Origin of the sequence: Erwinia sp. QL-Z3, assembly GCF_004551645.1 — a bacterium.
GTDB classification, from domain to species: domain Bacteria; phylum Pseudomonadota; class Gammaproteobacteria; order Enterobacterales; family Enterobacteriaceae; genus Erwinia; species Erwinia billingiae.
In genome coordinates this window covers 3,054,918-3,069,061 of sequence record NZ_CP037950.1, presented here as the reverse complement: position 1 = coordinate 3,069,061, position 14,144 = coordinate 3,054,918, and the positions used below count along the sequence as shown (strand labels likewise).

10 protein-coding genes are annotated in these 14,144 nt (G+C 52.9%); 1 reads left to right on the top strand and 9 read right to left on the bottom strand.

Annotated elements, in window-relative coordinates; genetic code table 11:
• Nucleotides 1-22: 22 nt before the first annotated feature.
• The 9 genes from E2F51_RS14870 to serC form a co-directional block, all read right to left on the bottom strand.
• Nucleotides 23-1,231 (bottom strand): winged helix-turn-helix domain-containing protein, encoded by a 1,209-nt coding sequence (locus tag E2F51_RS14870; protein WP_134823822.1) that lies wholly within the window; start codon nucleotides 1,229-1,231, stop codon nucleotides 23-25.
• A gap of 83 nt (nucleotides 1,232-1,314) precedes the next feature.
• Nucleotides 1,315-2,298 carry a tetraacyldisaccharide 4'-kinase gene (gene lpxK / locus E2F51_RS14865; RefSeq protein ID WP_134823821.1) on the bottom strand — a complete coding sequence of 328 codons (984 nt, stop codon included), beginning with the start codon at nucleotides 2,296-2,298 and terminating at the stop codon, nucleotides 1,315-1,317.
• Nucleotides 2,295-4,043 carry a lipid A ABC transporter ATP-binding protein/permease MsbA gene (gene msbA, locus E2F51_RS14860; protein WP_013201530.1) on the bottom strand — a complete coding sequence of 583 codons (1,749 nt, stop codon included), beginning with the start codon at nucleotides 4,041-4,043 and terminating at the stop codon, nucleotides 2,295-2,297. Before msbA ends, lpxK begins: the two co-directional genes overlap by 4 nt.
• Before the next feature lie 36 nt (nucleotides 4,044-4,079).
• Nucleotides 4,080-6,344 carry a ComEC family protein gene (locus tag E2F51_RS14855; protein WP_134823820.1) on the bottom strand — a complete coding sequence of 755 codons (2,265 nt, stop codon included), beginning with the start codon at nucleotides 6,342-6,344 and terminating at the stop codon, nucleotides 4,080-4,082.
• A 209-nt stretch (nucleotides 6,345-6,553) separates the two neighbouring features.
• A complete protein-coding gene (ihfB, locus tag E2F51_RS14850) occupies nucleotides 6,554-6,838 on the bottom strand; it encodes an integration host factor subunit beta (protein ID WP_013201528.1) in 285 nt (94 codons plus the stop codon).
• Between the two features lie 85 nt (nucleotides 6,839-6,923).
• On the bottom strand, nucleotides 6,924-8,597 hold the full coding sequence (gene rpsA / locus E2F51_RS14845) for a 30S ribosomal protein S1 (RefSeq protein ID WP_013201527.1): 1,674 nt from the start codon (nucleotides 8,595-8,597) through the stop codon (nucleotides 6,924-6,926).
• A 128-nt stretch (nucleotides 8,598-8,725) separates the two neighbouring features.
• Nucleotides 8,726-9,412, bottom strand: coding sequence for a (d)CMP kinase (cmk, locus tag E2F51_RS14840; RefSeq protein ID WP_134823819.1), 687 nt, complete (start codon nucleotides 9,410-9,412; stop codon nucleotides 8,726-8,728).
• Between the two features lie 205 nt (nucleotides 9,413-9,617).
• Nucleotides 9,618-10,901: a 3-phosphoshikimate 1-carboxyvinyltransferase gene (aroA, locus tag E2F51_RS14835; RefSeq protein ID WP_134824876.1), complete on the bottom strand. Its 1,284-nt coding sequence runs from the start codon at nucleotides 10,899-10,901 to the stop codon at nucleotides 9,618-9,620.
• An 85-nt stretch (nucleotides 10,902-10,986) separates the two neighbouring features.
• Entirely contained in the window at nucleotides 10,987-12,072 is a 1,086-nt protein-coding gene (gene serC, locus E2F51_RS14830; protein ID WP_013201524.1) for a 3-phosphoserine/phosphohydroxythreonine transaminase, read from the bottom strand.
• 211 nt (nucleotides 12,073-12,283) lie between these two features.
• Here serC and ycaO point away from each other — a divergent pair, with 211 nt between their 5' ends.
• Entirely contained in the window at nucleotides 12,284-14,041 is a 1,758-nt protein-coding gene (gene ycaO, locus E2F51_RS14825; RefSeq protein WP_013201523.1) for a 30S ribosomal protein S12 methylthiotransferase accessory factor YcaO, read from the top strand.
• Nucleotides 14,042-14,144 lie beyond the last annotated feature (103 nt).

Below are 14,144 nucleotides of genomic sequence, written 5' to 3'. Positions count from 1 at the left end.
TTACTTCCCCGCGTGCAGGATGTTACAGCGCCCACCCTTTTTGCCAGGCAACTGCCAGCGTTTCGGGCAGCTTATCCAGCACCACCGCCTCGGCCCCTTGCCAGCGCGCAAAGCGTGAGATGGCCTGATGCAGATCGTTGATCGTGCCCTGACTGATTTTGACGCCCTGCTCCAGCCACAGCTGTTTGATCTGCAATACTTTTTCCTTACGCTGCATTTTCGCATCCAGCCGCCCTTTCAGTTCTCCCCGGTGCAGAATTGGCAGAACAAAATAGCCATATTGCCGCTTCGCTTCTGGCGTATAACATTCCAGTCGGTAATCGAAGTTAAACAACTCCAGCGCCCGTTTGCGGTCCCAGACCACCGGATCAAAAGGAGACAGCAAGGTGGTGTAGGTTGCCCGGGTTCCCTGTTCGAGAAGGGGCAACAAAGCGGCATCCAGGTAACAGGCGCCCAGCGATTCCACTTCCACCGGGATCACGTCTCCCTGCGCCAGCCAGTCAGCCAAAACCGCCTTTACTGGCGCGCGCTTCAGACGGTAATAATCGGGTAGCCAGGCGGCACGAAACAGCCCCAAACTTCTGGCACTGTTACGCAACATCTGGCGGACCGCCTCTGACTCTTCAATCCCATGCAGCTGGTCATCCCAGTCCGGCATCACGCGCTGACGCAGATCGTAGACGCGCTGAAAATTGCGTCGCTCGATCACCATCAGATCGCCGGCCGTGAACAGATTTTCAAGATGGCGTTTATGCGGTTTCCACGACCACCAGCCAGGCTTCTGACCGGGAGGTGCAGCAAAATCGGCCGATCTGACCGGCCCATTTTGTTCAATATGCGTTAACAGATCGCCGACTTCCTGCTGCCAGTTCTCCATCCCCTCGCTGTTATATTTCCATCCCATATGCTGAGGATTCAGCATGCGATGGCGCAGCAGGCGATAGTCTTCGATTGGGATAAAGCAGGCTTCATGCGCCCAGTATTCATAGAGGTTACCGCGGCTTAGCGCCTCACCGAGCCAGCTTTCGGGATAGTCGCCTACACGGCTGAATAGCACCAGATAAGGGCTGCGGGCAACGACGTGGAGGGTATCAATCTGCAGTAATGACATCTGGCGGATGGCGCTGAGGATATCTTCAGCCCTGGCTTTACGTCCCGGTGGGCGAAGCAGCCCCTGAGCGGCGAGGTGTAACTGGCGGGCCTGAGAAAGCGAAAGTTGGAGAGCGGACATAATGCACCTTCGAGACAAAGATGCAGTGAGTTTAGTTCTTTTCCTGAGATGTCGGCACGGAGATTGTGCGCTTATTCAGCTTGTTAGCGTTTGGCGGTCAGTGCGCAAAGCCTGTCCAGTAAGGCACCGGAAGCCGCCTGTGGCAGCTCGGCATCCACCGGCAGGTACCACCAGTTGTCTTCAGCGAAAGACCGGACTTTCACCGCGTCTTTTTCCGTCATCAACAGCGTTTCGCCTGGCGCAAGCAACGCCGCTAACTGGGCCGCTTGATAAGACTGATGATCGGCAAAAGGCACTTCCTGAACTGGCATAACACCCTGCTGATGAAGAGTGGCAAAAAAGCGAGGAGGATGACCAATGCCGGCCATCGCCACCACGTTTGTCAGCATCCTGACCGGGCAGGTTTCACCACTGCGGAGATTAACAGCATCACCGGGTTTAAGATGCATCGCCAGCTCGCCAGCATGCGCCTCACCGCCATTGGTAACGATCGCATCAACGGTTCTCAAACGGGAAGCACGCTCACGCATCGGGCCGGCGGGAAGCCACCAGCCATTGCCAAAACGACGCCTGCCGTCGATGACCACAATCTCGAAGTCTCTCGCTAAGGCGTAATGTTGCAGGCCATCGTCGGTAATGATGATGTCGATGTTAGCCTGCTCAGTGAGCGCCTGAACGGCCTCTTTTCTGACAGGCGAGACCGCTACCGCAGCCCCTGTGCGCTGATAAATAAGCACAGGTTCATCACCCGCTTGCGCGGTTGTGGTGCGGTTATCCAGCACCAGCGGATAGCGATCGGCCTTACCGCCGTAGCCTCTTGAAACGACACCAACACGCAGACCACGCTGCTGCAAAGCCTGTACCAGCCAGATGACAACCGGCGTTTTGCCGTTGCCTCCGGCTGTCAGGTTGCCCACCACCACCACCGGAACGGTAGCGCGCCACGCTTTGCGCAGGCCCCAGACATAGCTGAGGCGGATCAGGTTGCTAATCAGGCCATACAGCCAGCTTAACGGAACCAGCAGCAGATAAAGCGCGGAGCGTCCGCTCCAGATGCGTTCAATCATTGACCAAACTGCATCTTATGGAGCTGGGCATACACGCCACGATGTTCCAACAGATCGGCATGGCTTCCGCGCTCAACAATGTAACCGTCTTCCACCACCACAATCTCATCGGCCTTTTCAATAGTGGAAAGACGGTGAGCGATAACCAATGAAGTACGGTTTTTCTGCAGTTCATCCAGCGCAGACTGAATGGCACGTTCAGATTCGGTATCCAGTGCAGACGTCGCTTCATCCAGGATCAGGATTGGGCTGTCACGCAGCAATGCGCGGGCAATGGCAATACGCTGACGCTGTCCACCGGAAAGCAGCACGCCGTTTTCACCGATGATAGTATCAAGCCCTTTATCCATCTTGTTGATGAAGTCCATGGCATGAGCCATGGTAGCGGCCTTCTCAATATCTTCGCGGCTGTACTTCTCGGTACGGGCATAGGCAATGTTATTCGCCACCGTATCGTTAAACAGATGCACATTCTGTGAAACCAGTGCGACCTGATTACGCAGCGAGCTAAGGGTGTACTCGCGCAAATCGTGGCCATCCATCAGGATTTCGCCCTGCTGAATATCGTAGAAACGCGTCATCAGGCTGGCAATGGTGGATTTACCCGATCCTGAACGCCCAACCAGGGCAACAGTTTTCCCCGCGGGGATCGCCAGGTTGATATTGTGCAGCGCAGGCGTTTCACGTCCCGGATAGGTGAAGGTGACGTTGCGGAATTCAACGTCACCTTTAGCGCGTTCAATCACACGCTTACCGGTGTCCTCTTCCTGCTCGGTATCAAGGATTGAGAATAGCGTCTGGCAGGCAGCCATTCCCCGCTGGAACTGCGCATTGACGTTAGTCAGCGACTTCAGCGGACGCATCAGGGCAATCATCGAAGAGAAGACTACGGTGATTGTACCGGCGGTCAAAGTCGCCATCACGCTTGGGAAGCTTGCCGCGTACAGTACGAAAGCCAGCGCCAGAGAAGCAATCAGCTGAATAATTGGATCGGAGATAGAAGAGGCAGAAACCAGTTTCATCCCCTGCTGGCGCATATGGTTACTGACGCGTGCGAAGCGTTGGCTTTCCACTTCCTGGCCGCCAAAAATCAGCACTTCTTTATGCCCTTTCAGCATCTGCTCAGCACTGGTGGTCACATGCCCCATAGTGTTCTGCATGGTTTTGCTGATGTTTCTGAAGCGTTTTGAAACGGTACGAATAGCAAAAGAGACGATAGGTGCCAGTAAAATCAGGATCAGCGACAGCTGCCAGCTGTAGTAGAACATCATGATGAACAGGCCAATAATCGAGGCCCCTTCACGCACGACGGTGACCAGCGCACTGGAAGATGAGGAAGCAACCTGCTCGGAGTCGTAGGTGATGCGCGAGAGCAGCGTCCCGGTGGACTGCTGATCGAAGAAGGCTACCGGCATTCCCATCATGTGGCTGAACAGGCGACGGCGCATACTCATCACAACGTTGCCGGAGACCCAGGAGATGCAGTAACTCGAGATATAACTGGTGACGCCGCGGATTAACATTAAGCCAATCACCGCCAGAGGCATCCAAATCAGGACGGAAGAGTCAGCCTTACCAAAACCGTCATCCAGTAATGGTTTCAGCAGTGACAGCATTAATGTATCTCCCGCCGCGTTCAGTACCAGTGCTACCGCAGCCACAATCAATCCGGGTTTAAACGGTTTGATCATCGGCCAGAGGCGACGGAATGTCTGCCAGGTGGAGAGATCTTTTTCCTGATGCATTATTTAACCAGCTTTTATTGAAAATAGCCGCTCATTCTACCTGGAATAACGTGGTACGCCAAACCACTGATGATACCAACGGCTCATTATTTGCGCTCTCAGACTGCTAAGGTGCCAGTTTTTATCAAAAAAATGCACGCTCAGCTGCCCCTCAAGCGCCGTGTCATGCCAGATATAGTGATAGTTTTGGTAGCGTTTAATTACTTTTTCCGCCGGTAATTTCCATGCGCTGTAGCGTGCCGCGGAGGCCAGAGCGACCTTTCCCCCCACGGCTCTGAGAAAAGGAGGTACTGAGGACGTACTGCTACCGTGGTGAGGCACCTGCAAAATATCGGCACCAATTGACGCCCGATGATATCGAACTAATTCATACTCAGCCTGCGCCTCGATATCCCCCGTTAACAACACGCGCCATTTTCCATCACTTACCCTGATTACGCAGGATTGATTATTTCCGGCCTCAGTTTGTCCTGTTGGTGGCCAAATTGCCTGAAAAGACAGGTTTTGCCAGCCCCAGCTCACGCCCTGCTCACACGGTAAATGTCCGGGTGTTCCCAGCCCGCTGTGTATTACCGCTTCAGGAAAAGCCGTTTGCAGACTTCCCAGTCCACTGATGTGGTCCAGATGACCGTGGCTCAACACAATGTGTTTAACCTTAAGCCCCTGCCATCCTAACCAGGGAATGATCTGGGATTTGGCTGCATCGCCACCCGGCCAGCTATTGCCAGTATCGTAGACTAACGCCTCGCCGTTGGCTGAAATCACTACGGCAAGACCATGCCCGATACCCAACATATCCAGCCGCCACTTGGGTTCCTCGTTATTCAGCCGCCAGCAGGCTAATACTAAACCTAAGCTCAGAACCGTCATCGGTGAGGAGCGCCACCAGCAGAAACGACAGGCAATCACCGTCAGCCAAATCGCTGCACTTATCGGCAGCGCCTGTCTGTTCATATCGATCCAACCCGACGGCAACAAAGCCAGAGGAACAAAGACCGCTTCCAGCGAACGATCGGCAAACCACCAGAAAGCCTGACTAAGTGGCGCTAAAGGTAGAAATGCTAAAGCCGCAAGGATCAGCGGCACGGAGATGAAGGTGACAACCGGCACTGCCCAGATATTCGCCAGCAAGGCGCTGATACTGATACCGTGAAAAATCAGCAGTTGTATCGGCATCATAATAAAAAATATGCCCAGTTGAAGGTGGAGTAACTGCAAAGGTAACCAGCGTTTCTTGCCGGCGTATTTCGATGGTAATGGGAACCAGTGAAACCAGAACAACAACCCCGCTACGGCCACCGCCGACAGCCATAAGCTGTCAGAGAGCAGACTCAAGGGGTCAAAGAAAATAATGGTCGCGATGCAGATGCCCCAGACCTGCCAGTTACTGCAGCGGACACCTGATAGCCGTAAAGCCCCCCACAAACTGACCGCTAATACGGCTCTGAGTGATGGTGGGTTGGCACCCGCAAGCCAGCAATAGACTGCTGCGACAAGCAGCCCACACATCAAGGGGAAACGATAGCCAATCCCCGCTGCGCTGAAAGCCAACTGTAAGCCCCTGGCAAATAACCAGCCTACACTGGCCGCCAGACTGATATGCATACCTGAAATGGCCATCAGATGTGCCGTTCCCGTCTCTCTTAGCAGCTGTGTCATCTGCTGGCTGACGTCTCCCCGTTCGCCAAACGCCAGCGCAGAGAGAATCGCCTGCCAGGGAAACTCAGCATAGTAACTGCGGCTGCGTTGGATAATTCGTTCACGCCAGCTGCAGGTGCTATCGATTGGCGTCAGCAACATTATTCTTCCGCTTAGCGGCGTACTGTTGGCCAGTGCAAATCGTTGTGCATCAAAACCCCCTTCATTCAATCGGGCATGAACTGGCCGCAGTTTCAGCGTCATTTGCCAACGCTGACCGCTACAAAATGACTGGTCAATCTCCTTGCTGCTGACCAGGGTAGACACCGGTGGAAAAATTCTTCGCCCATCAACGCTGACAATCCGCATTTTTAGCCGCTCAGAATTAACCAGTACGGCTTCTATCTGCGTCGTGGCCGTTATCGTCCTTGCGGACAACAATTCAATTTGTTCGGACATCGTTCTTGCCGACATAACCAGCCACAGAAAGAGCAATACGCATAACGCGATATCTTTCAGCCAGCGTTGGCGCTGCATCAGCAAGTACAGGGAGGGAAGGATCAGCCACAGGTCATAACGGGCGGCAGGCAGTCGTGGAAGGAACGTCAGAGGTAACATCGCGATAAGGACCCACATAGCAAGGCGGCTGAGGCTGTAAGGCATGACGGTTCTCCATTATTCCGTCAGCAGACTTTATCCTCCGCGAAGAGAGGATGCAGCCGCAGTGACGCTCCGCTGAAATGCGGCGCGCAATCTTTCGGTGGGTCTTGCAGGGTCCTGATTTTTATTGCGGCACTGCACGCAACGCTGTGCCAAATTTCAGGCAAAAAAAAACGACACCGAAGTGTCGTTTTATCGCGTAGTGCTAAGCGTTAGCCGTAGATATTTGCACGGTCGCGCAACTCTTTACCTGGCTTGAAGTGTGGAACGTATTTACCTTCCAACTCCACTTTGTCACCCGTTTTCGGGTTACGGCCGGTACGAGGCGCGCGGTAATGCAAAGAAAAACTGCCGAAACCCCGGATTTCAATGCGTTCGCCCTGCGCCAAAGTGGTCGCCATGTGCTCAAGCATCTCTTTTACCGCATCCTCAACGACTTTCGCCGGAATATGAGAGTGCTGGCCAGCAAGTCTTTCAATAAGTTCTGACTTGGTCATAAATCCTCCGGTAAATTCCTGTTGGAAAAGCTCTGACAGTAACGGCTATTTCAGGGCGACTTACGCCGCCCTGTTGCAAAAGCAATTACTCGCCTTTAGCTGCTTTGAAAGCTTCAGCCATAGCGTTAGAGAAGTTGCCTTCTTCCTGTTTGGTGTTAACAGTCGCAATGGCTTCTTTCTCGTCAGCCTGGTCTTTCGCACGAACAGACAGGCTAACAACGCGGTTTTTACGGTCAACACCGGTGAATTTGGCTTCAACATCGTCGCCAACATTCAGAACCAGAGTTGCGTCTTCTACGCGGTCAACTGAAGCTTCAGAAGCGCGCAGGTAACCTTCAACGCCGTCTGCCAGTTCAACTGTAGCACCTTTAGCATCAACAGCAGTCACTTTACCGTTAACAATTGCACCTTTCTTATTCAGAGAGATGTAGTTGTTGAACGGATCTTCTGCCAGCTGCTTAACGCCCAGGGAGATGCGCTCGCGCTCTGCGTCAACTTGCAGTACAACAGCAGCGATTTCGTCGCCTTTCTTGTATTCACGAACTGCTTCTTCTCCGGTAGCGTTCCAGGAGATGTCAGACAGGTGAACCAGGCCGTCGATGCCGCCGTCCAGGCCGATGAAGATACCGAAGTCAGTGATTGACTTGATTTTACCTTCAACACGGTCGCCCTTGTTGTGGGTTTCTGCAAACTGCTGCCATGGGTTGTTTTTACACTGCTTCAGACCCAGGGAGATACGACGACGTTCTTCGTCGATATCCAGAACCATAACTTCAACAACATCGCCAACGTTAACAACTTTGGACGGATGAATGTTTTTGTTGGTCCAATCCATTTCTGAAACGTGTACCAGGCCTTCAACGCCTTCTTCGATTTCAACGAAGCAGCCGTAGTCGGTCAGGTTAGTTACACGGCCAGTCAGACGAGTCCCTTCTGGGTAACGCTTAGCGATAGCGACCCAAGGATCTTCGCCCAGCTGTTTCAGACCCAGAGACACACGGGTACGCTCGCGGTCGAACTTCAGCACTTTAACAGTGATTTCGTCGCCCACGTTGACAATTTCGCTTGGATGCTTAACGCGTTTCCATGCCATGTCAGTGATGTGCAACAGGCCATCAACGCCGCCCAGATCAACGAATGCACCGTAGTCAGTCAGGTTCTTAACGATACCTTTAACTTCCATGCCTTCCTGCAGGTTTTCCAGCAGCTGATCGCGCTCTGCGCTGTTTTCGGATTCGATAACCGCACGACGTGAAACAACCACGTTGTTACGTTTCTGATCCAGCTTGATTACTTTGAATTCAAGCTCTTTGCCTTCCAGGTGCAGAGTATCACGCACTGGACGCACATCAACCAGGGAACCTGGCAGGAACGCACGAATGCCGTTCAGCTCAACAGTGAAGCCGCCCTTGACCTTGCCGTTGATAACACCGGTAACGGTTTCAGCTTCTTCGTATGCTTTTTCCAGCGTGATCCAGGCTTCGTGACGCTTAGCTTTCTCACGGGACAGCAGAGTTTCACCGAAGCCGTCTTCTACAGCGTCCAGAGCTACGTCAACTTCGTCGCCAACCTGGATTTCCAGTTCGCCGGCTGCGTTCTTAAACTGTTCTACAGGAATTGCAGATTCAGATTTCAGGCCCGCATCAACCAGGACGATGTCTTTGTCGATAGAGACAACAACACCACGAACGATGGAACCCGGACGGGTTTCGATTTCTTTCAGGGACTCTTCAAAGAGTTGAGCAAAAGATTCAGTCATATTGATAATCTTATGGATTCTTCAATTTAACGTCCACCTGACATCCTGACGGGTGGGGTTGTTTCACATGCCCCATGACGTCCATATCACAGGGTTAGGGGATTCTTACGGGCAGTTTGGCCCGTGATTCACTGCGGCAAGGACAACTTTTCACGCGCATAATTGAGTGCAGTTTCAATAACTTGCTCAATCGACATGCTGGTTGAATCCAGCACCAGCGCATCGTCTGCCGGTATCAGTGGTGCAATGGCGCGATTACGATCGCGGTCATCACGTTCTTTTATCTCGGATAAAAGGCGCTCAAAGTTAACACTAAAGCCTTTATCCTGCAACTGTAGCATACGACGGTGCGCACGCTCTTCCGAGCTGGCATCCAGGAAGATTTTCACCGGTGCATCAGGGAAAACCACGGTGCCCATATCGCGACCATCAGCAATCAAACCTGGCAAATCCCTGAATCCGCGCTGACGACGCAGCAATGCTTCACGCACGCGAGGGAATGCAGCCACTTTTGACGCGGTGTTGCTGACATCCTGAGTGCGGATTTCGCCAGAAACATCTTCCCCTTCCAGGATCACTTCCATCTCACCGTTGGTCGAGACAAAACGCACGTCGAGATGGGCTGCAATCGGCACCAGTGCTTCTTCAGAAGTAATATCCCCCTGATGATGCAAAGCAGCCAATGCCAGTACGCGGTAGATTGCGCCCGAATCCAGCAGATGCCATTGCAAGGCTTCAGCCATCGCTTTACACAGGGTCCCTTTACCAGCACCGCTTGGGCCATCAATCGTGATCACCGGGGCTATAGCCGTCATCTCATTCTCCTGTCGGTGGAATGCCTGTTAGCTGCCCAGGCAAATATCGACGGGCATTATACGCAGCTTACGCAAGGATCGTTACCCCTAAGCCTGGTCGAGATTAAATTATTTGTCAGATTAATGCTGATGATGAGGGGAACAACCTTGCAGGACGTGAGTTGGCTCGCAATCCGCTGCACCTGAATGCAGCGGATTTGCAGAATTATGCCAACTGACTGATACGCGCCAGCTGCTCAAAATAGTCGGGGAAGGTTTTCGCGGTACAGCCTGGATCAAGAATAGTGACCGGCGTTGAGGATAACGCCACCAGCGAGAAACACATCGCCATGCGGTGATCATTATACGTGCCAATCTCAGCAAACTTCAGCGTTTGTGGTGGCGTCACGCGAATGTAATCGTGGCCCTCTTCCACTTCAGCGCCGACTTTACGCAATTCTGTTGCCATTGCAGCCAGACGATCGGTTTCCTTAACGCGCCAGTTGTAGATGTTACGCATCACCGTGGTGCCTTTGGCAAACAGCGCCGCAGTTGCGATTGTCATCGCCGCATCAGGAATGTGGTTCATATCCAGATTGATAGCGTTAAGATCGCCACGGGTACAGGAAATATAGTCATCTCCCCACTCAATCACCGCGCCCATTTGCTCCAGCACATCGGCAAAGCGGATATCGCCCTGCATGCTGTTACGGCCAATACCGGTCACCTTAACGGTTCCGCCTTTAATGGCCGCAGCGGCCAGGAAATAGGAAGCCGAAGAAGCATCACCTTCTACCAGGTATTCGCCAGGTGAAACATACTGCTGATTTCCGGCAATGTGGAACTCACGGTAGTTATCATTCTTCACTTCAACGCCGAACGTACGCATCAGGTTCAGAGTGATGTCGATATAAGGCTTAGAAACCAGATCGCCTTTGATCACAATTTTAGTGTCGTTCGGTGCCAGCGGTGCCGTCATTAACAGAGCGGTAAGAAACTGGCTTGAAACGCTACCATCCACCGACACTTCGCCACCGCTAAAGCCGCCTTTCAGGTGCAGCGGCGGATAATCTGTTTGCTCCAGGTAGCTGACTTCAGCCCCACCCTGACGCAACGCATCAACCAGGTGCCCAATCGGACGCTCTTTCATCCGTGGCTCACCGGTTAAGACAATGTCATTACTTCCCAGGCAGAGTGCTGCAGCCAGCGGGCGCATTGCGGTGCCGGCGTTACCTAAAAAGAGTTCTACCGGGCCTTCCGCATGCAGTGGACCACCCTGACCAGTGACTTCACAGACAGTCCGATCGTCGGAAAGCGAGTAACTGACGTTCAGCGCTTTCAATGCCGTCAGCATATGGCGCACATCATCACTGTCCAGCAAGTTGGTCAGACGAGTGGTGCCTTTAGCCAGCGCCGCCAGCAACAATGCGCGGTTTGATACGCTTTTGGAGCCAGGTAAGTTTACGGTGCCATCGACCAGCGCGACAGGTTGTAGGGTCAGGGATTCCAACATGCGAAACATATTCTCCAAATTAAAAACAATAAAACCCCGCAGCCTTGCGGGGTTCCAACTGGCTACGAGCAATCAGGCTGACTTAGCCGTGACGACGCTCGAAATCGATCATGAAATCAGTCAGTGCTTTCACACCTTCTAACGGCATCGCATTGTAAATTGAGGCACGCATGCCGCCAACTACGCGGTGGCCTTTCAGCGCATGCAGGCCAGCTGCGACAGATTCATCGAGGAACAGGTTATCCAGCGAAGAGTCGGCCAGCAGGAAAGGCACGTTCATGCGAGAACGGTTGGCGGTCGCCACTTCGTTACGGTAGAAACCACTGTTATCAATGGTGCTGTACAACAGGTCGGCTTTAGCCTGGTTGCGCTTATCGAGTTCAGCCACGCCGCCCTGCTCTTTCAGCCATTTGAATACCAGGCCAGAAAGGTACCAGGCAAAGGTTGGTGGCGTATTGAACATCGATTCGTTTTCGCTGAGCACCTTGTAATCCAGAATCGAAGGCAGCTCTTTCTTGGCTTTGCCTAACAGGTCTTCACGAACGATGACCAGGGTTAAGCCAGCCGGTCCAATGTTCTTCTGCGCGCCAGCATAGATAACGCCGTAACGATTGATATCCAGTGGGGACGAAAGGATGGTTGAGGAGAGATCGGCCACCACCACTTTATCACCAAAATCTGGCTCTTCATTAATAGCAACGCCATCAATGGTTTCATTCGGGCAGTAGTGAACGTAAGCAGCGTCATCAGACAATGCCCAACTGCTCATCGGGGTGATTGCCCGCAGGCCATCTACCTTGGTTTGCGCGTCGATGACGTTAGGTGTGCAGTATTTCAGCGCTTCTTTGATTGCGCTGTGTGCCCAATAGCCACCATCAACATAATCGGCGGTGGTCTTATTGCCTAACAGGTTCATTGGGATCGCCGCAAACTGTGCACGCGCCCCACCGTGACAGAACAAGACTTTGTAGTTTGAAGGGATCTTTAACAGGTCACGAAAATCTTTCTCAGCCTCTTCGGCAACCTGAATAAATTCTTTACTGCGATGGCTAATTTCCATCACGGACGTCCCTAATCCCTGCCAGTTACGCAGTTCTTGTTCGGCACGACGCAGAACTTCCGCCGGCAGCATCGCTGGGCCGGAGCTAAAATTGAAAACCTGACTCATTTCCCCTCACCACTTTCAGATCAATCGATTGCTATTCTGCTATCGGTTTTATCATTGCCCATCCGCCGCTGCAATGATTAATCGGGTCAGCCGACCAGTTCCGGAATGATGCCGGCCGGTGGCTACAGTAATTTCCCCCCTCGCGTAGCGGATCGGACAGAAACCCCGTATCATTGCGCACTTTCGGCACAACCCAAAACGAGTGGGCACTATGACGCAAACGTATATTCCAGGCAAAGACGCCGCGCTGGAAGATTCCATCGCACGCTTTCAGCAAAAATTGCAGGATCTGGGCTTCAATATTGAAGAAGCTTCCTGGCTGAACCCGGTTCCCCACGTCTGGTCCGTTCATATCAGAGACCGCGACTGCCCGCTGTGTTTTACCAACGGTAAAGGCGCCAGCAAGAAAGCTGCCCTGGCCTCCGCGCTGGGCGAATACTTCGAACGTCTGTCGACTAACTACTTTTTCGCCGACTTCTGGTTGGGCAACAAGGTGGCCAACGGTGACTTCGTTCATTACCCAAATGAAAAATGGTTCCCGCTCCCAGAAGACGACAGCCTGCCAGCCGGTATTCTGGACGAACGTCTGACCGCCTTTTATGATCCAGAGCAGGAAGTCAGCGCCAGCGATCTGATTGATCTGCAGTCAGGCAATAGCGATCGTGGCATTTGCGCCCTGCCATTTACGCGCCAATCCGATCAGCAGACGGTTTATATCCCGATGAACATCATCGGTAACCTGTATGTCTCCAACGGCATGTCTGCCGGCAACACGCCGAATGAAGCGCGTGTACAGGGCCTGTCTGAAGTGTTCGAACGCTACATCAAAAATCGTATTATTGCCGAATCCATCAGCCTGCCGTTGATCCCACAAGCCGTGCTGGATCGTTATCCGGGCGTGGTGGAGTCGATCAATAAGCTGGAAGCCGAAGGGTTCCCGATTTTCTCTTACGATGCTTCGCTCGGTGGCAAGTACCCGGTTATCTGCGTGGTCCTTTTCAACCCAGAAAATGGCACCTGTTTCGCTTCCTTTGGCGCGCATCCTGACTTTGGCGTGGCGCTGGAACGTACCGTTACCGAACTGCTGCAGGGCCGTAGCCTGAAAGATTTGGATGTGTTCACGCCGCCAACCTTCGATGATGAAGAAGTCGCTGAACATGCCAACCTCGAGACGCACTTCATTGATTCAAGCGGCCTGATCTCCTGGGACATGTTCAAAGACGATGCCGATTATCCGTTTGTTGACTGGCGTTTCGACGGGTCAACGGAAGAAGAGTTCGCGACGCTGATGGCAATCTTCAAAGCTGAAGATCAGGAAGTCTACATCGCTGATTACCAGCATCTGGACGTCTACGCTTGTCGTATCATCGTCCCGGGGATGTCTGATATTTATCCTGCGGAAGATCTGCTGTTGGCCAACAACAGCATGGGCGCGTATCTGCGCGAAACGCTGCTGTCGTTGCCAGAAACTCAGTGGGAAAAAGAGGACTATCTGTCACTGATTGAGCGTCTGGATGAAGATGGTCACGATGACTTCACCCGTGTGCGCGAGTTGCTTGGCCTGGCAACGGGTAAAGACAATGGTTGGTACACGCTGCGTATTGGTGAGCTGAAAGCGATGCTGGCGCTGGCCGGTGGCGATCTGGATCAGGCGCTGATCTGGACGGAATGGACCATGGAGTTCAACAACTCTATCTTCACTCCAGCGCGCGCTAACTACTATCGTTGCCTGCAAACGCTGCTGCTGTTGAGCCAGGAAGAAGGACGCGATCCGGTGCAGTATCATACTGCATTTGTGCGGATGTACGGACTGGATGCGGTTGAAGCCGCTTCGGCTGCAATCAGTGGCGAAGCCCCTTTCTATGGTCTGCAGTCAGTTGATGAAGACCTGATGGCCTTCCCGGCTCATCAGTCCTTGCTTGCCGCTTACGAGAAGCTGCAACAGGCAAAACGCCTGAACTGGAAATAAGACTTCAGGGCAATCGGGACCGGTCTCGATTGCCCTTTCCACACTCTCTTAATCTTCTAATGTTATTTTAAAGTAACGTCTAATTGTCATAAAACGAATACTT

What these genes read in the sequence shown, in the direction of transcription:
- E2F51_RS14870 (WP_134823822.1), bottom strand. Translation starts at nt 1,231, where the DNA reads ATGTCCGCTCTCCAACTTTCGCTTTCTCAGGCCCGCCAGTTACACCTC.
- lpxK (WP_134823821.1), bottom strand. Translation starts at nt 2,298, where the DNA reads ATGATTGAACGCATCTGGAGCGGACGCTCCGCGCTTTATCTGCTGCTG.
- msbA (WP_013201530.1), bottom strand. Translation starts at nt 4,043, where the DNA reads ATGCATCAGGAAAAAGATCTCTCCACCTGGCAGACATTCCGTCGCCTC.
- E2F51_RS14855 (WP_134823820.1), bottom strand. Translation starts at nt 6,344, where the DNA reads ATGCCTTACAGCCTCAGCCGCCTTGCTATGTGGGTCCTTATCGCGATG.
- ihfB (WP_013201528.1), bottom strand. Translation starts at nt 6,838, where the DNA reads ATGACCAAGTCAGAACTTATTGAAAGACTTGCTGGCCAGCACTCTCAT.
- rpsA (WP_013201527.1), bottom strand. Translation starts at nt 8,597, where the DNA reads ATGACTGAATCTTTTGCTCAACTCTTTGAAGAGTCCCTGAAAGAAATC.
- cmk (WP_134823819.1), bottom strand. Translation starts at nt 9,412, where the DNA reads ATGACGGCTATAGCCCCGGTGATCACGATTGATGGCCCAAGCGGTGCT.
- serC (WP_013201524.1), bottom strand. Translation starts at nt 12,072, where the DNA reads ATGAGTCAGGTTTTCAATTTTAGCTCCGGCCCAGCGATGCTGCCGGCG.
- ycaO (WP_013201523.1), top strand. Translation starts at nt 12,284, where the DNA reads ATGACGCAAACGTATATTCCAGGCAAAGACGCCGCGCTGGAAGATTCC.